Raw genomic sequence first — 20,913 nt, 5'->3', positions numbered from 1 at the left:
TACTCCGTTTATTTAAATTTCGTCCCGATATGGGTCTGCTATGTTTAGCTCAGCAAGTAATTGCTTTTCTATACTTTCCATCTCAAAAGCATCTTCACTCTTTATATGGTCAAATCCAAGCAAATGCAAGCATCCATGAATAACCATATGAGCAAAGTGGTCATGAAATGACTTTTCTTGCTCAATTGCTTCAGCCAATACAATAGCTGGGCAAATAACTAAATCACCTACTAAAGGAATATCTATTCCCGGTGGTGCTTCAAACTCAAACGACAGTACATTGGTAGGCTTGTTTTTACCACGGTAGTCGTTGTTGAGTTGTTGCGACTGCGCTTCGTCACTAATTACAATAGTGAGTTCAGATTCGTCGCGGTATTGGCTAAGGGCTTTGTCGGCCCAAAGCGCAAATTGTGCCTCGCTTGGTAAGTTGTCAAACTCACAGGCTATTTGTAAATCAAGTTCAGTGTTCACGGTATTACTCTTTAGTAGCAGGCGGTTGTTGAGCGGCAAGTTGCTCTCGGGCTTTTTGCTTTTCTAGGCGCATAAGTCGCTCGCTTTCATCGTTGCGCTCGTAGGCTTCAACAATACGCGCAACCACAGGGTGGCGAACTATGTCTTGGGCTTTAAAGTGGTTAAAGCTTATTTCGTCTACGCCATCGAGTACTTCCATTGCATGGCGTAAGCCTGAGCGCACACCACGTGGTAAATCTACTTGCGTTATGTCGCCAGTAATAACCGCTTTTGAGTTAAACCCAATACGGGTTAAAAACATTTTCATTTGCTCTGCGGTGGTATTTTGGCTTTCATCTAAAATAATAAAGGCATCATTAAGCGTACGCCCACGCATATAAGCAAGTGGGGCAATTTCAATAACGTTTTTTTCGATTAGTTTTTCTACTTTTTCAAAGCCAAGCATTTCAAATAGCGCATCGTAAAGCGGGCGCAAGTATGGGTCGACCTTTTGGCTTAAATCGCCCGGTAAAAAACCGAGCTTTTCACCTGCTTCTACCGCTGGGCGGGTAAGCAATATACGGCGAATTTCTTGGCGCTCTAGGGCATCAACTGCAGTTGCCACAGCTAAGTATGTTTTGCCTGTACCAGCAGGGCCAATGCCAAAGGTAATATCGTGATGCAAAATATTAGAAACGTATATACCTTGGTTTTCGTTACGCGGCTTTATAACACCACGGCGCGTTTTAATCACCATTTCTTTGGTGTAAGTGCTGGTTGTGGCGTCTTGTTCAAGGGCGTTTGATTCGGTAATGGCTAAGTGCACGTTGTCGGGTTCTATTTCGCCAATTTCGCCGCGCACAGGTTGAGTATCAATATAAAGGTTTTTTAAAATTTCTACAGCGCTGGCGCTACTGTAAGTTTTGCCTGTGACTTTAAAAAAGTTATCGCGGTGGATAATTTCAACACCGAGTCGGCGTTCAATTTGTTTGATGTTTTCGTCAAACGGGCCACATAAAGAAGAAAGGCGTTTGTTATCGGCAGGTTCTAAATAAATCTCTAATGTTTTTAACTGATTACTCAAAATTACTTCCTATAGCATGGCGCCAGTGTTAACTGGCGCTAAAATTTCCACTAAGGGACGAAAGTAGCAACGCCAATTTCGTTTATAGTGTCAGGTTTAGGCTCAAGGCTTGCAGCTTTGGTTAAAATAGCTGAAGGAGCGATTTCACGACGTAAGTTCATTTCTGATTCTGTACGAATTAAGTCACCACGTAAAGAATTTGGTAGTGCCTCGGTAATACGTACGTCAACAAACTGACCGATCACTGTATGTGGGCCAACAAAGTTAACTACACGGTTGTTTTCGGTACGGCCACGTAATTCCATTGGGTTCTTTTTAGAAGGACCTTCAACGAGTATACGCTGCTCTGTATCGAACATTTGACGGCTAATTTGTTGCGCCATTTGTGTAATACGATTTTGCAGTAAGTATAAACGCTCTTTTTTCTCTTGCTCGGTTACGTCATCTGGCAAGTCGGCCGCTGGTGTACCTGGGCGTGCACTGTAAATAAAGCTAAAGCTCATATCAAAACCAACGTCGCTAATTAGCTTCATGGTTGCTTCAAAGTCATCTTGGGTTTCACCCGGAAAACCAATAATAAAATCTGACGACATGCTTAAGTTAGGACGAATTTTGCGTAACTTACGAATTGTCGACTTATATTCAATTGCCGTATGGCCGCGTTTCATTAGGTTTAAAATACGGTCTGAACCACTTTGTACTGGTAGATGTAAATGATCTACAAGCTCTGGTACATCGGCGTATACGTCAACTATATCTTGGGTAAACTCTACTGGATGCGATGTGGTGTAACGAATACGGTCAATACCATCAATGGCAGCAATAAGACGAATTAAATCCGAAAAATAACAAATTTCGCCATCGTGTGTGTCGCCGCGGTACGCGTTTACGTTTTGGCCAAGTAGGTTTACTTCACGTACGTTTTGCTCAGCAAGCTGGGCAATTTCTAATAGTACGTCATCTACTGGGCGGCTAACTTCTTCGCCGCGAGTGTATGGTACAACACAAAAAGTACAGTACTTAGAGCAGCCTTCCATAATAGATACAAACGCAGATGGGCCATCGGCTTTTGGCTCTGGTAAACGGTCAAATTTTTCAATCTCTGGGAATGAAATATCAACAACCGATGAGCCTTTATCGCCTTGCACTTGTTTAATCATTTCTGGTAAACGGTGCAGCGTTTGTGGGCCAAAAATAACGTCTACAAATGGCGCACGCTGGCGAATAGAGTCACCTTCTTGTGAGGCAACACAACCACCTACGCCAATAATTAAGTCTGGCTTGTCGTCTTTTAACAACTTCCAACGACCTAACTGGTGGAACACTTTTTCTTGTGCTTTTTCACGAATTGAACAGGTGTTAAGTAAAATTACGTCGGCATCTGTTGCATCATCAGTTAGCTGGTAGCCATTGGTGGCATCTAAAAGTTCAGCCATTTTCTGAGAGTCGTATTCGTTCATCTGACAACCCCAGGTTTTAATATGCAGCTTTTTGCTCATTGAAATATTGCCTCGTGTTCAATTCGATAGTGGCACAAAAATGTGCTAGAAACAGGATTAAGTGAAATGCATTACTGCGCTATACCCACTTAAAGGACGCGTATTTTAGCTGGATACACACGTAAATCCAAGTATAGTTTTCATGTTTGTGATTTCAAATCAATGCAGCTTTAGTTTTATCCACAGTTGAGCGTATCCTTTGGCACATAACAAGCTAATTACGATACAATTAAAATAGTTTTAAGAAATTAAAAAGATGAGAACATGACAAAAAATAAAGTAATTGTTGTGGGTGCTGGCATGGTGGGTGCTGCTATGGCAATTAAACTTGCTCAGCAAGGTAAAGCAGTGCGCATAATAGAAAAAAAACTAATAAATCCACAGCAAGTTTTAAGCAGTGATCAGGTTGATATTCGCGTATCGGCAATAAATCGTTTTTCAGAAAAGCTGCTAGACGAATTGGGCGCAATGCCACTTTTAAAACAAAGCAGGTTAGCACCGTATCAACAATTAGAAGCATTTGAGCGCGGTGGCGATAATTTATTATTTGATTGCGCCGATATAAACACCACGCATTTAGGCCACTTAATTGAAAATAACCTAATTCAAGCCAGTTTATGGCAGCAATTTGAGCAATACAACATTGAAGTTATTGAGCAAGCAGCGCCTATTACGAGTATTGAGCAAACCTCAGATGCAATTACGCTAGTGTATGGTGAGCAAACGTATACCGCTGATTTAGTTATTGCAGCCGACGGCGGGCAATCGCAATTACGCGCTAAAGCCAACATAGGTATAACCGGTTGGCAGTATCAGCAGCACTGCATGGGCGTACTTATAAAACTTGATGCGCCGCAACAAGTAAAAACGTGGCAGCAATTTACTCCCACCGGCCCTTTGGCCTTTTTACCTATGCAGGCTCCTTACGCTAATTTAATTTGGTATGACGATGCCAATACACTGCAAAGCTTTAAAGGTTTAAACCCGCTGCAACTTAAAACACATATTGTTAAAAAATTTCCTGAGCTTGTCGGTGATTTTACCGTGTTAAAGCACGCGGTGTTTCCACTGGCTCGCCAGCACGCAAACAAATATTCGCAAGGGCGACTAGTGCTTGTAGGTGACGCTGCACATACTATTAACCCATTAGCCGGGCAGGGCGTAAATTTAGGCTTTCAAGACGTTGTAGCGCTTGCACAGGTGCTATTAAGTGCTGATGACATAGGTTGCCCATTAAAATTAAATGAGTATGAAAAATCGCGCCGCAAAGCAAACTTATTAATGATGAGTATGATGGATGCCTGCTACTTTGGCTTTTCTAATCAAATTGCGCCATTAAAATGGGCGCGTAGCCAATTTTTAAAAATAGCTAACAATACCGGACCGGTAAAAAACTGGGTTTTAAAATACGCTATTAGCGGCGAGTTAAATTAAGACTAATTGCTATAACATTTGCGAACTATTGAAAAGGCTCATTTATGGGTCTTTTTTTTATGCTTATTTATTGATTAAAAGTGCGGTAGCAGAGGGGCTGCTAATAAAATATAGCCACTAAAATACGGCTGTTTAAATACAGTTATTAAAATAAGATTTTATAGATAGATTAAAAATACAGAAGTTTAAAATAAATAGATTTAAAATGAGTAGTTATGAGTACTTATGAGTAATACAAAAAAGGAAGAGTAATTTAAGTAGGAAGTATAAACAAATTGGCTGGGATACCAGGATTTGAACCTGGGAATGCCAGGATCAAAACCTGGTGCCTTACCGCTTGGCGATATCCCAACAAAGAATAATTGATAGTTTTATTTCTTATCAAGAAATGGTGCGGAAAGAGAGACTTGAACTCTCACAACCGAAGTTACTGGAACCTAAATCCAGCGCGTCTACCAATTCCGCCACTCCCGCATTACTTTGTGTAATAAAACACTAGGTAGTTATTTTAAACTCTTCATTGAGCTGCAATTTAACTCTTGCAGAGCCATTTCTAAAAGAAGAAATGGTGGCTAAGACGGGATTTGAACCTGTGACCCCATCATTATGAGTGATGTGCTCTAACCAGCTGAGCTACTTAGCCATTGTTGGCTGGGATACCAGGATTTGAACCTGGGAATGCCAGGATCAAAACCTGGTGCCTTACCGCTTGGCGATATCCCAACAAAAACAATTGATAGTTTTAATTCTTATCAAGAATGGTGCGGAAGGAGAGACTTGAACTCTCACATCCTAAGATACTGGAACCTAAATCCAGCGCGTCTACCAATTCCGCCACTCCCGCATTACTTTGTGTAATTAAACACTAGGTAGTTATTTTAAACTCTTCATTGAGTAACAAAAAAATAATGGTGGCTAAGACGGGATTTGAACCTGTGACCCCATCATTATGAGTGATGTGCTCTAACCAGCTGAGCTACTTAGCCATATTTTTTCGTTAGCACTTCATCGCTGAGTGCGGGGCGTATTATGCTGATATGGCCCAAATTCGTCAACACCTTTTTTGCAAAAAAACACTTAACTTGGTTTGTTTGCAGGAAAAGTAAGCTAAGCGGCTAAAATTTAGCATAAATGCTGTTTTTTTAGCTGCATTAAAAACACTAAACTTAAACTTATTCGCAGTTCTTCAATTTTGCTAAACAAATACAGAGGTTAAAAAACCACAGCAGGTATTAAAGAAATAAAAAAGGCTCGTAAAAACGAGCCTTTAAAATCATCACCACACTAAATTTGGGTAATGTATATTTATACGTTGAACAAGAAGTTCATTACATCGCCGTCTTTTACAATGTACTCTTTACCTTCTTGGCGCATTTTACCTGCTTCTTTTGCGCCGCTCTCACCCTTAAAGGCAATAAAGTCGTCAAAAGCAATCGTTTGTGCGCGAATAAAGCCACGCTCAAAGTCGGTATGAATTTTACCTGCTGCTTGTGGCGCAGTTGCACCTACAGGAATAGTCCATGCGCGTACTTCTTTTACGCCTGCTGTAAAGTAGGTTTGTAATTGCAGTAATTCATAGCCACCACGAATAACAAGGTTAAGGCCTGGCTCTTCTAAACCAAGATCAGCCATAAACTCAAGCTTGTCTTCTTCATCTAGCTCAGAAAGCTCAGATTCAATAGCAGCACATACAGGAACAACAATCGCATCTTCTGCTGCGGCAATAGCGCGTACAACATCAAGGTATGGGTTGTTTTCAAAACCATCTTCAGCAACGTTAGCAATATACATTGTTGGTTTGATAGTTAAAAAGTTAATAGAGCTGATAGCTGCTTTTTCTTCTTTAGTTAACTCTAAAGAACGTAATGTTAAGCCTTCATCAAGGTGTACTTTTACTTTTTCAAGTACTGCATTTTGCTCTTTTGCGTCTTTATCGCCACCTTTAGCTTTTTTAGCATTACGGAACGATGCTTTTTCAGCGCTGTCCATATCGGCAAGCACTAATTCAGTGTTTATAACGTCAATATCATCAGCAGGGTCAATAGTGCCAGCTACGTGAATAATATTATCATCATTAAAACAGCGAACTACGTGGCCAATGGCGTCAGTTTCACGAATATTAGCTAAAAACTGGTTACCAAGACCTTCACCTTTAGATGCGCCTTTTACTAAACCGGCAATATCTACAAACTCCATACTTGTTGTAAGAATGCGCTGTGGGTTTACAATTTTAGCAAGTGCGTCTAGGCGAGGATCAGGCACTGGTACCACACCTGTATTAGGCTCAATGGTACAAAAAGGAAAGTTAGCGGCTTCAATACCCGCTTTTGTTAATGCATTAAAAAGTGTCGATTTACCCACATTAGGCAAGCCAACAATGCCACATTTAAAACCCATAGTAAGATACCTTGTTTAGATTCGTTTAAACGGCGAACTTGTACCCAAGTTACTAGGGTTTAAACGAATGTAGTCTGTTTTGTGCTTTTAACACACCATCTTTTGCAAGTATTTCCATGCAGCGTACCGCTTCATCAATGGCAGCATCCATTTTTTCTTGGTCTGCTTTGGCCGCTTTTCCTAGCACCCAACCAGTTACCATTTCACGATGCCCCGGATGACCTACACCAATGCGCAAGCGCATAAAGTCTTTTTGATTTGCCATTTTTGCAATAATGTCTTTTAAGCCATTATGACCGCCGTGTCCGCCGCCTTTCTTTAATTTGGCAACGCCAGGTTCTAAGTCTAATTCATCGTGGGCAACTAAAATGCTTTCCACAGGAATTTTGAAAAAATTAGCTAAACTACCGACCGCTTTACCACTTAAGTTCATATAAGTAGTGGGGATCAATAATTTGAATTCTTGATCTTGAATAATCACTTTACCTGTAAGGCCGTGATATTTAGGATCGTGTTTTAGAGTGCAGTTATAGCGTGCAGCGAGTTGCTCAATGAACCAAGCACCTGCATTGTGGCGTGTGTTTGCGTATTCGGGGCCTGGATTAGCCAGGCCCACAAGCATTTGAATAGAATTCAAGGTGTTAAGCCTTAAATATTATTCTGCAGCGTCTTCAGCTTCATCTTCAGTTGGAGCTGATTTGTTAGCTTTAACAATTAGGATAGACTGATCGTGACCAGGACCTTTTGCTAAATCTATTGATGAAACGCCAGCTGGTAATGCAACATCAGAAATATGTAGAGAATCGCCTGCAACTAATTTTGAAACATCTACTGTTACGAAATCAGGGATTGCTTTAGGGAAACAAGAAATTTCGATTTCAGTTAACTGACGAACAACAGTTGTACCAAGTTTTTCTACAACGTCTTCACCAACAAAGTGGATTGGAACAATAGTATGTAGCTTTTGGTTTGCATCGATACGTTGGAAATCAAGGTGTGTAACTTTAGGCTTGAAAGGGTGACGTTGAATATCTTTTAGGATAGTTTCAACAGACTCGCCGCCAATGTTAAGTGTAAGAATTTGCGTGTAAAAACCTTCGCTTTCTTGAGCTTTAATCACATCTTTATGATCTAAAGTGATTGAAGTAGCTTCTTTGTTTGCGCCGTAAACGATAGCAGGCACTTTGTCTTCGCGACGTAGGCGGCGGCTCGCACCAGTACCAGTTTGCTCGCGAAGTTCTGCGTTATATACATAAGTTTTGTTTGACATAATAGTTTCCAATAATTAAAAGTATAGGGCCTTTGCGACCAAGGTCCCTAGCCAAAAGGCGCGCTATCATAACATCGCCCCCCAGCAAAATATATAACAGTTACGAAAAAAGCGCCAAAAGGCGCTTTTTAAAATTAAAGTTACTTAGCTTCGCTAAAGTAGATCTTTAATTAATGCTCAAACATTGCTGAGATAGACTCTTCGTTACTAATACGACGAATAGTTTCTGCAAGCATGTCGGCAAGTGTAAGTACTTTAACAATATTAAGTGCTTTAAGCTCTGCAGACAGTGGAATAGAGTCAGTTACAATAACTTCGTCAATCACTGAATTGCGCAAGTTTTCAGCCGCTTTTCCCGAAAGAATAGGGTGAGTAGCATATGCAAATACGCGCTTAGCACCGTGTTCTTTAAGTGCTTCAGCTGCTTTACATAATGTACCGCCGGTATCAATCATATCATCAACGATAATACAATCACGACCTTCAACATCACCAATAATATGCATCACTTGAGAAACGTTTGCCTGTGGGCGACGTTTATCAATAATAGCTAAATCGGTATCGTTTAGTAGTTTTGCAATAGCACGCGCACGTACAACGCCACCAATATCTGGAGATACAACAACAACGTCGTCAAAATGACGTGCTTTCATATCTTCAAGTAAAACAGGGCTACCAAATACGTTATCTACAGGTACATCAAAGAAGCCTTGGATTTGCTCAGCGTGTAAATCAACCGTAAGAACGCGGTCAACACCTACACTAGATAAGAAATCGGCAACGACTTTAGCGGTAATGGGTACACGGGCAGAACGTACACGACGATCTTGACGAGCATAACCAAAATAAGGAATAACGGCAGTAATACGACCGGCAGATGCACGACGTAGAGCATCAACCATAACGATAAGTTCCATAAGGTTATCGTTTGTAGGGGCACAGGTTGATTGTAAGATGAAAACATCCGATCCACGAACATTCTCATTAATTTGAACACTGATCTCACCGTCGCTAAAACGGCCAACAACAGCATCGCCTAATTCAATATATAAACGTTTTGCAACTTTTTGAGCTAACTCAGGTGTTGCGTTACCAGCGAAGAGCTTCATGTCAGGCACGGTAGGGTTCCTCAGGCACTGAATTTTTGGACTAACAGGCAATAATTAAACCACTGCGTGTTAACTTATGACTACTTGTACGTTACTTCAATCAAATATGGCGGCTAACTCCGTATGAGCGGGAGAAGTATTAACGCTTGATGCGATAAACCCCTGCCAAGTATGGGGGAGATTAGCAAGTACATCTTGTGCTTGAACTTGCGTAGCAAATTCTACAAAACAACATGAACCTGTTCCGGTCATCTTTGATGGAGCGTATTTTAGCAACCACTGCAGGGTTTTTTCAACCTCGGGACACAGCTTTTTCACTAAAGATTCGCAATCGTTAGTTAAAATATGCTGTTGCCAGTCTCCTGAAATTTTTGGCGTGTCGCGTTTTAGTTCAGGATGAGTAAATATTTTAGCAGTACTTACATGTTGATTAGGGAAGACCACACAATACCACTTTTGCTCAAGCATTACTTGTTCTAATTGCTCACCAATCCCATGCGCTATGGCGCTTTTACCATGTATGAATACGGGTACATCGGCACCTAGTTGTAAGCCTAAATGAGCTAATTCATCTAAACTGAGGGCTGTTTTCCACAACTTATTTAAGGCTAATAATGTGCTGGCAGCGTCTGATGATCCACCGCCAACACCGCCGCCCATTGGCAAACGTTTAATTAAATTTATTTTCACGCCTTGCTTTATTTTGCACTGTGTTTGCAATAATAAAGCCGCTTTATAGATAAGGTTGTCGGTTGTGGCTATGCCATTTGTGTCGCCGGTAACAATAATTGCAGGTAAATCGCTTAACTCAAAACTAAGTTCGTCGCCATAATTTAAAAACGTAAACAGGGTTTCTAGTTCATGGTAACCGTCATCTCGGCGGCCATTAATATGTAAAAAAAGATTGAGCTTTGCCGGCGCAATAAGTGAAAATGAAGTGATATTATTCATGGTTAATTAAACTGCCAATCGTAGAGTTGAATTTTAATTTTAATTTTTTGATGGGTTAAGGTCAGTCTGCTGGGAAGCCAGTAGCCGCTTTTTTGCACAAAGCTAGCGTACTCAATTTGCCATTTTTTACCTGTACTATCAAACCATAATACGCTTTTAGCGCGGCCTAATTGATCAACCTTTAAAGTTTGGTCATCAATGGTGCCTTTTAACCAACTGTCGGCGTTATTTACCGGTAAAGCAAAGCCAGTTAAACGTTTTAGTAATGCCGTTGCATTGGTGTCAAAATACTGCTCGCCATCATAGTTTAGTTCTGCCGTATTTGCAGTTTGTTTGAGTGACAATATACGTGTACCAATAAAAGTGGTGAGCACTAAATTATTGTTATTTTGGCTCTGTTGCCAGTTTAAGTTTGCAGATTGGCGCTCATCGGGGCTAATAAAAGCAAGTTTACCTTCTACTTGCCAAATACTTTGCTCGGCAAGATGTGTTTTCCAGTTTTCGTAAGTGTTTGTTTCTAAGTTTCTTTTTTGAGCGCAGCCGGCTAAAAACAAGAAAAACATCGCTAAAATAAAATATTGTCGAATCAAATGTTGCTCCTTACTTTCCATATTCCTGAGATTTTTGATAAAATTGCGGCCTTTAAAGTAGGGCTCATCAATATTTGGCAAATATGACCATAATCGCACTTGGTATTAATCACAAAACCGCTCCCGTAGAATTACGTGAAAAAGTGGCTTTTTCCCCTGAGCAAATTTCAGAGGCGCTACAGCAATTAAGTGGCCACGCCCATTTTAATGAGGCAGTGATTGTTTCCACCTGTAATCGAACTGAAGTGTATTGTAGCCTTGCACAGCAAAATTCCCAAACACTGTTGCAGTGGTTATCTAGTTTCCATGGTTTGGATGAACATGAACTGAGTAAAAACATTTACTGCCATGAAGGTAGTGAAGCTATAAATCACTTAATGCGCGTAGCCTGTGGCCTAGATTCACTCGTACTGGGCGAGCCGCAAATTTTGGGGCAAATAAAGCAAGCGTATAACAGTGCTAAAACTCATAATGCTGTGGGCGTGACGTTTGATAGATTATTTCAAAAAACGTTTTCAGTTGCTAAGCAAGTACGTACTGAAACCAACATTGGTGCCAGTGCAGTGTCGGTTGCTTATGCGGCGGTTAATTTAGCTAAACATATTTATGGCAAGCTCGATAAAACCAATGTACTTCTCATTGGTGCCGGTGAAACAATTGAGCTAGTAGCCAAACATTTGTACCAAAATGAGCCGCAAAACATTACGGTTGCGAACAGAACCCTTGAGCGTGCACGTAGTTTAGCGGATCAAGTATCGGGTGATGTAATTGCACTTGCTCAGCTACCAGAGCGTTTACATAAAGCCGATATTGTTATTAGTTCTACCGCCAGCACACTGCCTATTATTGGTAAGGGTGTGGTGGAGCAAGCACTTAAACAGCGTCGTTATAAGCCTATGTTGTTTATTGATATTGCGGTTCCTCGCGATATTGAAAGCCAAGTGGGTGAACTTGACGATGCTTATTTATATTCTGTTGATGACTTACAAACCATTGTTAGCGAGAATATGAGTGCCCGAGAAGAAGCCGCTGAGCAGGCTGAAGTTATTATTACCGAGCGCACTAAAGAGTTTTTAATGTGGATACGCTCACTCGATTCGGTGGATTTAATTCGCCACTATCGAAACGATGTACAAACAATAAAGTCCGAACTTGTAGAGCGAGCAGTGAGTCAGCTCAATACAGGTAAAGATGCCGAAAAAGTTATTTTAGAGCTGGCCAATAAGTTAACCAATCGCTTAATGCACGCGCCTACCCGTGCTATTCAAGATGCAGCGAAAAAAGGTGAAGTGGCTCAGTTAAACCAATTGAAAAAAATGTTAGGTATTGATCAGGAATAGCAGTTAATGAAAGAATCCGTTTATCATAAGTTAGAAATCTTAGTTGAGCGTTATGAAGAAGTACAAGCGCTACTAAGCGACCCATCGGTCATTCGTGATCAAAACCGCTTTCGTGCACTTTCTAAAGAATACTCAGATTTAGAAGAGGTAGTAAAAACGTTTTTAAGCTACCAACAAGCGCAACAAGATGTAATAAGCGCAGAAGAAATGCTGAAAGATTCAGACCCAGATATACGTGAAATGGCGCAAGAAGAATACAAAGAAGCTAAAGCACAAATACTGACCATAGAAGATGAAATTCAAGTATTAATGCTGCCAAAAGATCCTAAAGACAATAATAACGTGTATTTAGAAGTGCGAGCGGGCACTGGTGGCGACGAAGCGGCTATATTTGCCGGCGACTTATTTAGAATGTACAGCCGTTATGCCGAAACTAAAAAATGGAAAGTAGATGTGGTGACCACCAACGAAGGTGAGCACGGCGGCTATAAAGAAATAATTGCTAATATTAGTGGTGAAGGCGTTTTTGGTCAGCTGAAATTTGAATCTGGCGTGCATCGTGTACAACGTGTACCAGAAACCGAATCGCAAGGTCGAGTTCATACCTCTGCGTGTACGGTTGCGGTAATGGCTGAAGTACCAGAAGCTGAGGCAATTGAAATTAATTCGGCCGATCTTAAAGTTGATACGTTTCGTGCATCAGGCGCGGGTGGTCAGCACGTAAATAAAACCGATTCTGCTATTCGTATTACCCATATACCTACCGGTGTGGTTGTAGAGTGTCAGGATCAGCGCTCGCAACATAAAAACCGTGCTAAAGCTATGTCGGTACTTGCAGCGCGTTTGCAACAAGCTGAAGACGAAAAGCGCGATGCAGCAGAAGCCTCTGAGCGTCGTAACTTAGTAGGCAGTGGCGATCGCTCTGAGCGTATTCGTACTTATAACTATCCACAAGGTCGTATTACCGATCACCGTATTAACTTAACCCTATATCGCTTAAACGAAGTGGTAGCCGGTGATTTAAGCTGTATTGTAGAGCCATTAATGCAAGAGCATCAGGCCGACTTACTAGCGGCCATGGGCGACGAGTAATAATAGTGACCCAAACCCTAGAACAAGCAATTGCTGCAGGCGCTAATTTATTAGCACCTAGCAGCGAAAGCGCTAAATTAGACGCGCAAGTTTTACTACTGCATATATTGCAAAAACCTCACAGTTATCTTTTTACTTGGCCAGAAAGCACGCTTAGTACAGAGCAACAGCAGCAATTTGATACATTTTGCCAAAGGCGTTTAAATGGCGAGCCAGTTGCACATATTACAGGGCAACGTGAATTTTGGAGTTTATCGCTAGAGGTTAATGCCACCACTTTAATACCGCGTCCAGATACCGAAACCTTAGTAGAGCAAGCGCTTGAAATGGCGGTGCCAAGTAATGCAAAGGTGCTCGATTTAGGCACAGGGACTGGCGCAATCGCGTTAGCACTGGGGAGCGAAATGCCCACTTGGCAAATTACCGCAGTAGATAGAGTAGCTGATGCTGTTGCACTTGCTACACGTAACCAACAGCGATTAGCCATTAATAATGTGCAAGTAAAGCAAAGTAATTGGTTTAGCGCGCTTAATGGCGAAAAGTTTCATTTAATTGTATCTAATCCGCCGTATATAGAAACAACCGATATACACCTCAAGCAAGGTGATGTGCGCTTTGAACCGCTCTCAGCACTTGTTGCAGATGATGATGGACTGGCTGATATAAAACAAATAATTACCCAATCACGTGACTATCTTCACGCTAAAGGTTATCTTTTGATCGAACATGGTTTTGAGCAAAGTGGTGCGGTTAGCCAATTTTTTGCACAAATGGGGTTTATAAATATTAAAACAGTGAAAGACTTAGGCAATAACGATCGCGTTACACTTGCACAGTGCTCTTAAACTAAATTACAGCAGTGTAATATTTGCACAGCTTATTCGTTTTTAAAAATAAAAACATTTAACTAAACAGAAGTATTAAAACTATGGATTATTTAGCAGTTAAACATTCACACATGGCTATTGCGATGTTGAGTGTAATTTTATTTTATGTACGCTCATTTTCACGCATGGGTAGTGGTAAGTTGGCAAAAAATAAACTGGTGTTTATTGGCAGCCACGGCATAGACACTTTGTTACTTGTTTCAGCATTAATGCTAATGGGGATCGCTAAAATTAATCCGTTTGAGCAATATTGGTTATTAGAAAAGATAGTGCTAGTGATTATTTATATTGCCGTTGGTATTGTTAGCTCAAAACAAACAAAAACAGCACCAAAAGTAGCATATACCATTTTTAACACTTTGGTTATTTTAGCTATCGGTTATTTAGCAACCGCTAAGTCGGCACTGCTTTTATAAGTAATAATTAGCCCAATTGAGCTTTGTATAATTGTGTACAAAGCTCAACTATTTCTAAACATAAGTTCACATTCAAGCCCCTCTACATTGGTATCTAGCTTAAAAAGTAGTAAACTACGCCTTCGTTTTCTAAAATGTTGTAGTATGAATGACCACCCTCGGGTTTGATGAACACGATGATTCTTATTTTGATGAAGCTTATGATGATTTTTTGCCACCGGCGATTTATCGTTGTATTCAAGCCGAATCTAAATGGGACCCTCAGATTGACTTAACGCCTAGCTATGAAATTTTAACTTCCTTTGAACAGGAAATAGATGCTTTGTGTCTGCAAACATCTGACGAGCATGTGCGTTTAGATAAGCTATTAGATCGCTTTTATAGTGAATGGCTGTTTAGTGCTTCTAGCTTAAAAGTGCCAGAGTACAAATTAAATTGCATAAGCTATACATTAACTATGCGCAGTGGTTCACCAACAACACTTGCTATTTTACTCAGCCATTTTTTACAACATGCCAAACTAGACGCTTGTGTAAGTATTACCCAAGGTGATATTGGTATACATGTAGCTATGAGTGATGAAGAAGGCTATACCATTGAGCCAAGCAGCGGCCAACAAAGCTGGTATATCATTCCTGAAAACGTTGATGAAGATAATGCCCAAGAGCAAGAGCCACTTGAGCTCATTTTTGACGACGAAGTATATAAATTATTTTTAGCCCAGCAAAAGTGGTCGTTTATTAGCGAAAATAAATTTGGTCATGCGTTAAACTGCGTCGAAATGCTGATGGATATAATTGGTGACGACCCTTATGAGCGACGCGACAGAGGGTATTTACTCAATCAATTAGGTTGCCCTAAAATGGCACGTGACGATTTACAGTTTTTTGTAGATGAATGCCCAGACGATCCTGCAATAGAGATTATTCAACACCAAATAGAAGAACTAGAAGACAATAATAATAAAACTCACCATTAAAAATAGGAATAACTATGGTTGAAGCCCAAACTGCATTAATTACTAACGATGCTGTGGTACTTGGTTTACTGGCTATTATTTTAGGGTTTGTGTTTAAAACCTCTAACAGCCAGCACCCAGGTTTTAAAGCATTTTATAAATATGTACCCGCTTTACTGTTATGTTACTTTTTGCCCTCATTACTTAATACCTTTGGTATTGTTGATGGTAATAAATCAAACGTATATTACGTAGCGTCACGCTACTTATTGCCAGCGTGTTTAATACTGCTGACTATAAGTATTGATTTAAAAGCCATTATAAACTTAGGCCCCAAAGCACTCATTATGTTTTTAACCGGTACTACTGGTATTGTTATTGGTGGCCCTTTAGCTATTTTAATTATGAGCGCAGTGTACCCAGAAGCAATTGGCGGACATGGCCCTGATGCCGTATGGCGCGGTATGACCACAGTAGCAGGTAGCTGGATTGGTGGCGGTGCTAATCAAGCATCAATGAAAGAAATGTTTGAAGTTGGCGGTGATATATTTTCGGCCATGGTGACGGTAGATGTCATTGTTGCTAACTTATGGATGGCCGTTTTATTATTAATGGCAGCTAATCATAAAGCCATTGATGCAAGAACAGGTGCCGATACCAGCGCCATTGAAGATCTTAAAAACCGGGTTGAAAAGTATCATGCTGAGCATGCGCGCATGCCAACGCTTAACGATTATATGATGATTATTGCCATTGCCTTTGGTATTACCGGCTTGGCACATTTTTGTGCTGACTTTTTAGGCCCTTACTTTGGTGCTAATTTCCCATGGGCACAAGAGTACAGCTTAAACAGTAAGTTTTTTTGGTTAATCGTGATCTCAACCACTATTGGTATTAGTTTATCGTTTACTAAAGTACGCCATATAGAATCGTTTGGCGCGTCGAAAGTTGCTTCTACATTTTTGTATATTTTGGTTGCATCAATCGGCTTACACATGAATATAACGGCGATTTTTGAAACACCAATGTATTTTGTAATTGGCATTATATGGATGCTTACCCATGCGAGCTTAATGTTAATAGTAGCTAAACTAATTAAAGCACCGTTATTTTATATGGCGGTAGGCTCACAAGCCAACGTAGGCGGCGCGGCATCTGCACCCGTTGTTGCCGCTGCATTTCACCCATCGCTTGCTCCTGTAGGTGTATTATTAGCGGTACTTGGCTATGGCGTAGGTACTTATATGGCTTATATTTGTGGATTAATGATGCAAGCAGTTGCACCATAAGGAATAAAAATGAACAACCAAATTATTAAAATTAATGATATAGAACTTGCAAACAACAAACCGTTTGTATTGTTTGGCGGTATTAATGTATTAGAGTCTCGTGATTTAGCCATGCGTGTTGCAGAGCATTACGTAGAAGTAACCACTAAATTAAATATCCCTTATGTATTTAAAGCGTCGTTTGATAAAGCTAATCGCTCATCAATCAACTCTTACCGCGGCCCGGGTTTAGACGAGGGTTTAAAAATATTTGAAGAAATTAAAAAAACATTTAATATTCCGTTAATTACCGACGTACACGAACCACATCAAGCAGCACCTGTTGCTGAAGTAGTTGACGTTATTCAGTTACCGGCATTTTTAGCACGCCAAACAGATTTGGTTGTTGCTATGGCAAAAACCGGCGCAATTATAAATGTAAAAAAACCACAGTTTTTAGCCCCACACGAAATGCGCCATATTATTACTAAATTTAACGAAGCAGGTAATAACAACGTGGCACTGTGTGAGCGTGGTTCAAGCTTTGGATATAATAACTTAGTGGTTGATATGCTAGGCATGGATGACATGAAAGTAATGGCACCTGTTATTTTTGATGCTACCCATGCACTACAACGCCCAGGTGGCCGTGCAGATTCGGCTGATGGTCGTCGCGCCCAAGCAGCAGAGCTTGCTCGCAGTGGTATGGCACTTGGTATTGCGGGCTTATTTATAGAAGCACACCCAAATCCAAATGAAGCAAAATGCGATGGCCCATGTGCACTAGCATTGAGTAAATTAGAAGGCTACTTAACACAAATGAAAGCCGTAGATGATTTAATTAAAAGCTTCGCACCGCTTGATACCAGTGCCAGCGATTTATAATTTATAACCTATATATTAGGTAATATTTAAAAAGCGACTAAGGTCGCTTTTTTTACACCTTAAATATATAATTCCATGCATAAGAAAAACTAATTCAAAGCGTGGTTATCATGTCAAGACGGGTCCCTCCATTAAACGCGCTTAAAGCCTTTGAAGCAGCAGCACGTCATTTAAGTTTTACCAAAGCTGCAGAAGAGCTATATGTAACGCAAGCCGCTGTAAGTCATCAAATAAAAACATTAGAAGAACATTTGGGCTTAAAGCTATTTATACGCAGAAACCGCTCGCTATTATTAACCGAAGAAGGGCAGGGTTACTTTCTCGATATAAAAGAAATATTTACCCAACTAATAGACGCCACCGAAAAATTACTAGCACGAGGTGCAAAAGGCTCTTTAACGGTAAGCTTAACGCCAAGCTTTGCGATTCAGTGGCTAGTGCCCAGATTAAGTTTATTTAATGAGTTACACCCAGAAATAGACGTGCGAATAAAAGCGCAAGATCTAGACGAAAACTCTTTAACCGACGATGTCGACGTTGCTATTTATTATGGCCGTGGGCATTGGAGTGGGGTGCAAACTTTTAAGTTACATACCGAGTATTTAGTGCCGCTATGTAGCCCGCTATTATTAAATGGCATTAAGCCACTTAATCAACCCAGTGATTTAGCGCACCATACCTTATTGCACGACACCACACGTAAAAATTGGAAAACATGGATGAAAACCGCCGGTGTACGTAATGTGCAAGTTAACCAAGGGCCCATTTTTAGTCACTCATCTATGGTGTTACAAGCCGCAGTACATGGCCAAGGTGTGGCTATAGGCAATAGTGTACTCGCTAAGCCCGATATTGACGCCGGACGATTAGTGATCCCGTTTAATCATAGTTTAGAGAGTAAAAACGCTTATTATTTAGTGCTGCGCGAGTCGCAAACTGAAATGGGTAAAATAGTGTCATTTAAAGAATGGATGCTGAGCTTAGTAGAGCAAGAACAAGAGTATTAATATGATTGAATGGTTTAAAAGTACACAGCAGCCAGCTATAGCACAGTTTATTTTTGCCCATGGTGCAGGAGCAGGTAGCGACCATGAGTTTATGCAAAATATGGCACAACTCATTAGTGAGCAAGGGATTGATGTTGGTTTATTTGATTTTGAATATATGCAAATAGCGAAACAAACCAATAAACGCCGCCCACCCGAACGTGCGCCTAAATTGCTTAGCTACTATGAGCAAATACTTAGCCATGCACAGCCAGGGTTGCCGTTATTTATTGGTGGCAAATCTATGGGGGGACGAATGGCGTCAATGCTTGCCTGTACTAGCGAGCATGCTATTTTAGGTGTATTAGCGTTTGGCTATCCGTTTCATCCGCCAGGCAAGCCTGAAAAGCTACGCACCGATCACTTTGCTGATATAGGCTGCCCATTTTTGGTATTACAAGGTGAGCGCGATACGTTTGGTACTCGTGAGGAGCTAGCTACTATGTTAATGCCCAAGCAACCAGAATATTGCTGGCTACCCGATGGCGACCACTCACTAAAACCGCGTAAAAAAAGTGGCGTTAGTGAAGCGCAAAATCGAGCAACTGCAGTACAAAGTGCTGTGCGCTTTATAAAATGCATTGTTAAATAAGTATTCGAGAGAGTAATAAATGATTAAATTATTTTTAATGACCGGGAGCTTTTTTTGTATGCTGTCGGTAATGCTAGGGGCGTTTGCCGCCCACGGTTTAAAAAGCCGACTGTCGGAGTACTCATTAGGTGTGTTTAAAACCGCAGCTGAGTACCAAATGGTGCATGGATTAGCGCTTATAGCTGTGGCGGTGTTAATTAAGTGGGGTATTAACCTCAATTGGGCTGGCGGTTTTTTTATTGCGGGCACACTGCTTTTTAGTGGCAGTTTATACTTACTTGCCATAACAGGTATGAAGTGGCTAGGCCCAATAACCCCATTGGGTGGTTTATGCTTTATTATTGGTTGGATTGTTATTTTAGTGCAAGTTGCACGATTTAAGTTTTAAAGGGTTAATATGTCTAGTGTTGTGATTTACTGTCGTAGTGGGTTTGAAAACGATGCCGCTGCTGAAATAACGTTCCACGCTGCCGAGCAAGGTTTTGCCGGTTATGTTAAAGCAAAGCCAAATACCGGTTATGTTATTTATGAGTGTTTTGACGCGCAGCATGGCGACGAAATAATTAAAAAAGTTGATTTTAAAAACATGGTGTTTGCTCGTCAATGGTTTGCTGGTACGCTGATCGAAAACATGCCAGTAGAAGATCGTGTAGGGGCGGTTGTAGAGGCTGCTAAAGATTTTACCTTGTGCTCTGAGCTACGTGTAGAAACCCCCGATACCAACGAAGGCAAAGAGCTTTTAACCTTTTGTAAAAAAATATCAACGCCCCTTAAAAAAGCCCTCGAAAAACGTAATATTGTACTGCGCGAGCCAAAAGCAAACCGCCCAGTAATGCATGTACTGTTTTTAACTAACAACACCGCTTATGTGGGTTACTCGTATAGCTTTAATAACTCGCCATTTTTTATGGGTATTTTACGTTTACGTATGCCAAGTGATGCGCCAAGCCGCTCTACTTTAAAATTAGATGAAGCATTTAATGTGTTTATTCCAGAACAACAACGCGAGTCACGCGTTGCAGCCGGAATGCGCAGTGTTGACTTAGGGGCGTGTCCAGGTGGCTGGACTTATCAGTTAGTGCGCCGTGGTATGTTTGTAAGCGCGATAGATAATGGCCCAATGAACGACGATTTAATGCAAACAGGGCAGGTAAAACATTTTAGGGCCGATGGCTTTAAATATCGCCCAGAAAAACGCAACATTACTTGGTTAGTATGTGACATGGTAGAAAAGCCAACTAAAGTAACCAGCCTAATGATTGACTGGGCAGTAAATGCATATGCTAAAGAGCTTATTTTTAACTTAAAGCTGCCAATGAAAAAACGCTTTGATAGTGTTTACGAGTGCTTAAGCATGATCAGAGCTGAACTAGAAAAATACGGTATAAGCTATGAGTTACAAGCTAAGCATTTATATCATGATCGCGAGGAAGTGACCGTGCATTTAAATGTGACCAAAGTGCCACAAAGCTTGTATAGCTAATGATGAATTAGTAAATAACCAGAGTTAAGGTTAAATAAAAAATGGGTCAAGTGACCTAATGCCAGTCAGTTAACACTGACTGGCTTTTTTTTATAGGGATATTTAGATGGTTTCTTTTTCACACATCGTGGAAAGCTGCGCTCATGACGCCTTGTTGGTAAC

The 20,913-nt window shown here is 40.8% G+C and carries 21 protein-coding genes and 6 tRNA genes; 12 read left to right on the top strand and 15 right to left on the bottom strand.

Annotated elements, in window-relative coordinates; genetic code table 11:
• Positions 1-12: 12 nt before the first annotated feature.
• The 3 genes from ybeY to miaB are packed head-to-tail and all read right to left on the bottom strand — an operon-like array spanning position 13 to position 3,033.
• Positions 13-471 (bottom strand): rRNA maturation RNase YbeY, encoded by a 459-nt coding sequence (ybeY, locus tag J5X91_RS12605; RefSeq protein ID WP_011327733.1) that lies wholly within the window; start codon positions 469-471, stop codon positions 13-15.
• Positions 472-475: 4 nt separating this feature from the next.
• On the bottom strand, positions 476-1,534 hold the full coding sequence (locus J5X91_RS12600; RefSeq protein WP_011327734.1) for a PhoH family protein: 1,059 nt from the start codon (positions 1,532-1,534) through the stop codon (positions 476-478).
• Positions 1,535-1,584: 50 nt separating this feature from the next.
• Positions 1,585-3,033, bottom strand: coding sequence for a tRNA (N6-isopentenyl adenosine(37)-C2)-methylthiotransferase MiaB (miaB, locus tag J5X91_RS12595; RefSeq protein WP_086994706.1), 1,449 nt, complete (start codon positions 3,031-3,033; stop codon positions 1,585-1,587).
• Positions 3,034-3,297: 264 nt separating this feature from the next.
• Here miaB and J5X91_RS12590 point away from each other — a divergent pair, with 264 nt between their 5' ends.
• A complete protein-coding gene (locus tag J5X91_RS12590) occupies positions 3,298-4,467 on the top strand; it encodes an FAD-dependent monooxygenase (protein ID WP_208834949.1) in 1,170 nt (389 codons plus the stop codon).
• Between the two features lie 276 nt (positions 4,468-4,743).
• Here the strand turns inward: J5X91_RS12590 and J5X91_RS12585 are convergent.
• From J5X91_RS12585 to lolB, 12 genes are all read right to left on the bottom strand, one after another.
• Positions 4,744-4,818: transfer RNA gene (locus tag J5X91_RS12585), tRNA-Gln, on the bottom strand.
• A 38-nt stretch (positions 4,819-4,856) separates the two neighbouring features.
• Positions 4,857-4,941, bottom strand: a tRNA-Leu gene (locus J5X91_RS12580).
• Between the two features lie 92 nt (positions 4,942-5,033).
• A tRNA-Met gene (locus tag J5X91_RS12575) sits at positions 5,034-5,110 on the bottom strand.
• 5 nt (positions 5,111-5,115) lie between these two features.
• Positions 5,116-5,190 (bottom strand) — tRNA-Gln (locus J5X91_RS12570).
• A gap of 36 nt (positions 5,191-5,226) precedes the next feature.
• Positions 5,227-5,311: transfer RNA gene (locus J5X91_RS12565), tRNA-Leu, on the bottom strand.
• Positions 5,312-5,376: 65 nt separating this feature from the next.
• A tRNA-Met gene (locus tag J5X91_RS12560) sits at positions 5,377-5,453 on the bottom strand.
• A gap of 319 nt (positions 5,454-5,772) precedes the next feature.
• The gene (gene ychF / locus J5X91_RS12555; protein WP_011327737.1) at positions 5,773-6,864 is read right to left on the bottom strand and encodes a redox-regulated ATPase YchF; all 1,092 of its coding nucleotides are present in this window, start codon (positions 6,862-6,864) and stop codon (positions 5,773-5,775) included.
• Between the two features lie 52 nt (positions 6,865-6,916).
• Positions 6,917-7,501, bottom strand: a complete 585-nt coding sequence (gene pth, locus J5X91_RS12550; RefSeq protein ID WP_011327738.1) for an aminoacyl-tRNA hydrolase — start codon at positions 7,499-7,501, stop codon at positions 6,917-6,919.
• A gap of 18 nt (positions 7,502-7,519) precedes the next feature.
• Positions 7,520-8,134, bottom strand: a complete 615-nt coding sequence (locus J5X91_RS12545; protein ID WP_011327739.1) for a 50S ribosomal protein L25/general stress protein Ctc — start codon at positions 8,132-8,134, stop codon at positions 7,520-7,522.
• Between the two features lie 170 nt (positions 8,135-8,304).
• Complete coding sequence (locus tag J5X91_RS12540; protein ID WP_011327740.1) at positions 8,305-9,252, bottom strand: ribose-phosphate pyrophosphokinase; 948 nt, start codon at positions 9,250-9,252, stop codon at positions 8,305-8,307.
• 87 nt (positions 9,253-9,339) lie between these two features.
• On the bottom strand, positions 9,340-10,194 hold the full coding sequence (gene ispE, locus J5X91_RS12535; protein WP_011327741.1) for a 4-(cytidine 5'-diphospho)-2-C-methyl-D-erythritol kinase: 855 nt from the start codon (positions 10,192-10,194) through the stop codon (positions 9,340-9,342).
• Positions 10,195-10,196: 2 nt separating this feature from the next.
• Complete coding sequence (gene lolB / locus J5X91_RS12530; RefSeq protein WP_208834948.1) at positions 10,197-10,784, bottom strand: lipoprotein insertase outer membrane protein LolB; 588 nt, start codon at positions 10,782-10,784, stop codon at positions 10,197-10,199.
• Positions 10,785-10,867: 83 nt separating this feature from the next.
• On the opposite strand from lolB, the gene hemA reads away from it, so the two are divergent.
• The 11 genes from hemA (at position 10,868) to rlmM (ending at position 20,751) form a co-directional block, all read left to right on the top strand.
• Positions 10,868-12,124 carry a glutamyl-tRNA reductase gene (gene hemA / locus J5X91_RS12525; RefSeq protein ID WP_208834947.1) on the top strand — a complete coding sequence of 419 codons (1,257 nt, stop codon included), beginning with the start codon at positions 10,868-10,870 and terminating at the stop codon, positions 12,122-12,124.
• 6 nt (positions 12,125-12,130) lie between these two features.
• On the top strand, positions 12,131-13,216 hold the full coding sequence (gene prfA, locus J5X91_RS12520; protein ID WP_011327744.1) for a peptide chain release factor 1: 1,086 nt from the start codon (positions 12,131-12,133) through the stop codon (positions 13,214-13,216).
• Positions 13,217-13,221: 5 nt separating this feature from the next.
• Positions 13,222-14,061 carry a peptide chain release factor N(5)-glutamine methyltransferase gene (prmC, locus tag J5X91_RS12515; RefSeq protein WP_086997954.1) on the top strand — a complete coding sequence of 280 codons (840 nt, stop codon included), beginning with the start codon at positions 13,222-13,224 and terminating at the stop codon, positions 14,059-14,061.
• Positions 14,062-14,144: 83 nt separating this feature from the next.
• Complete coding sequence (locus J5X91_RS12510) at positions 14,145-14,519, top strand: SirB2 family protein (RefSeq protein WP_179808147.1); 375 nt, start codon at positions 14,145-14,147, stop codon at positions 14,517-14,519.
• Positions 14,520-14,667: 148 nt separating this feature from the next.
• A complete protein-coding gene (locus tag J5X91_RS12505; protein ID WP_011327747.1) occupies positions 14,668-15,498 on the top strand; it encodes a tetratricopeptide repeat protein in 831 nt (276 codons plus the stop codon).
• 14 nt (positions 15,499-15,512) lie between these two features.
• Positions 15,513-16,766, top strand: coding sequence for a DUF819 family protein (locus tag J5X91_RS12500; protein WP_011327748.1), 1,254 nt, complete (start codon positions 15,513-15,515; stop codon positions 16,764-16,766).
• Between the two features lie 9 nt (positions 16,767-16,775).
• Positions 16,776-17,630, top strand: a complete 855-nt coding sequence (gene kdsA, locus J5X91_RS12495) for a 3-deoxy-8-phosphooctulonate synthase (protein ID WP_011327749.1) — start codon at positions 16,776-16,778, stop codon at positions 17,628-17,630.
• Positions 17,631-17,740: 110 nt separating this feature from the next.
• Complete coding sequence (locus tag J5X91_RS12490) at positions 17,741-18,637, top strand: transcriptional regulator GcvA (protein WP_011327750.1); 897 nt, start codon at positions 17,741-17,743, stop codon at positions 18,635-18,637.
• Between the two features lies 1 nt (position 18,638).
• Positions 18,639-19,268 carry an alpha/beta family hydrolase gene (locus J5X91_RS12485; protein ID WP_208834946.1) on the top strand — a complete coding sequence of 210 codons (630 nt, stop codon included), beginning with the start codon at positions 18,639-18,641 and terminating at the stop codon, positions 19,266-19,268.
• 19 nt (positions 19,269-19,287) lie between these two features.
• Complete coding sequence (locus J5X91_RS12480; RefSeq protein WP_041454382.1) at positions 19,288-19,656, top strand: DUF423 domain-containing protein; 369 nt, start codon at positions 19,288-19,290, stop codon at positions 19,654-19,656.
• Between the two features lie 9 nt (positions 19,657-19,665).
• Positions 19,666-20,751 (top strand): 23S rRNA (cytidine(2498)-2'-O)-methyltransferase RlmM, encoded by a 1,086-nt coding sequence (gene rlmM / locus J5X91_RS12475; protein WP_011327753.1) that lies wholly within the window; start codon positions 19,666-19,668, stop codon positions 20,749-20,751.
• Positions 20,752-20,913: the final 162 nt, after the last annotated feature.

The organism is Pseudoalteromonas sp. K222D, assembly GCF_017653575.1.
Lineage (GTDB): Bacteria > Pseudomonadota > Gammaproteobacteria > Enterobacterales > Alteromonadaceae > Pseudoalteromonas > Pseudoalteromonas nigrifaciens.
The sequence above is the reverse complement of the archived record's forward strand: the minus strand, read 5'-3'. Positions and strand labels throughout refer to the sequence as shown.

What these genes read in the sequence shown, in the direction of transcription:
- miaB (WP_086994706.1), bottom strand. Translation starts at nt 3,033, where the DNA reads ATGAGCAAAAAGCTGCATATTAAAACCTGGGGTTGTCAGATGAACGAA.
- J5X91_RS12590 (WP_208834949.1), top strand. Translation starts at nt 3,298, where the DNA reads ATGACAAAAAATAAAGTAATTGTTGTGGGTGCTGGCATGGTGGGTGCT.
- ychF (WP_011327737.1), bottom strand. Translation starts at nt 6,864, where the DNA reads ATGGGTTTTAAATGTGGCATTGTTGGCTTGCCTAATGTGGGTAAATCG.
- J5X91_RS12545 (WP_011327739.1), bottom strand. Translation starts at nt 8,134, where the DNA reads ATGTCAAACAAAACTTATGTATATAACGCAGAACTTCGCGAGCAAACT.
- ispE (WP_011327741.1), bottom strand. Translation starts at nt 10,194, where the DNA reads ATGAATAATATCACTTCATTTTCACTTATTGCGCCGGCAAAGCTCAAT.
- hemA (WP_208834947.1), top strand. Translation starts at nt 10,868, where the DNA reads ATGACCATAATCGCACTTGGTATTAATCACAAAACCGCTCCCGTAGAA.
- prfA (WP_011327744.1), top strand. Translation starts at nt 12,131, where the DNA reads ATGAAAGAATCCGTTTATCATAAGTTAGAAATCTTAGTTGAGCGTTAT.
- J5X91_RS12510 (WP_179808147.1), top strand. Translation starts at nt 14,145, where the DNA reads ATGGATTATTTAGCAGTTAAACATTCACACATGGCTATTGCGATGTTG.
- J5X91_RS12505 (WP_011327747.1), top strand. Translation starts at nt 14,668, where the DNA reads ATGACCACCCTCGGGTTTGATGAACACGATGATTCTTATTTTGATGAA.
- J5X91_RS12500 (WP_011327748.1), top strand. Translation starts at nt 15,513, where the DNA reads ATGGTTGAAGCCCAAACTGCATTAATTACTAACGATGCTGTGGTACTT.
- kdsA (WP_011327749.1), top strand. Translation starts at nt 16,776, where the DNA reads ATGAACAACCAAATTATTAAAATTAATGATATAGAACTTGCAAACAAC.
- J5X91_RS12490 (WP_011327750.1), top strand. Translation starts at nt 17,741, where the DNA reads ATGTCAAGACGGGTCCCTCCATTAAACGCGCTTAAAGCCTTTGAAGCA.
- J5X91_RS12485 (WP_208834946.1), top strand. Translation starts at nt 18,639, where the DNA reads ATGATTGAATGGTTTAAAAGTACACAGCAGCCAGCTATAGCACAGTTT.
- J5X91_RS12480 (WP_041454382.1), top strand. Translation starts at nt 19,288, where the DNA reads ATGATTAAATTATTTTTAATGACCGGGAGCTTTTTTTGTATGCTGTCG.
- rlmM (WP_011327753.1), top strand. Translation starts at nt 19,666, where the DNA reads ATGTCTAGTGTTGTGATTTACTGTCGTAGTGGGTTTGAAAACGATGCC.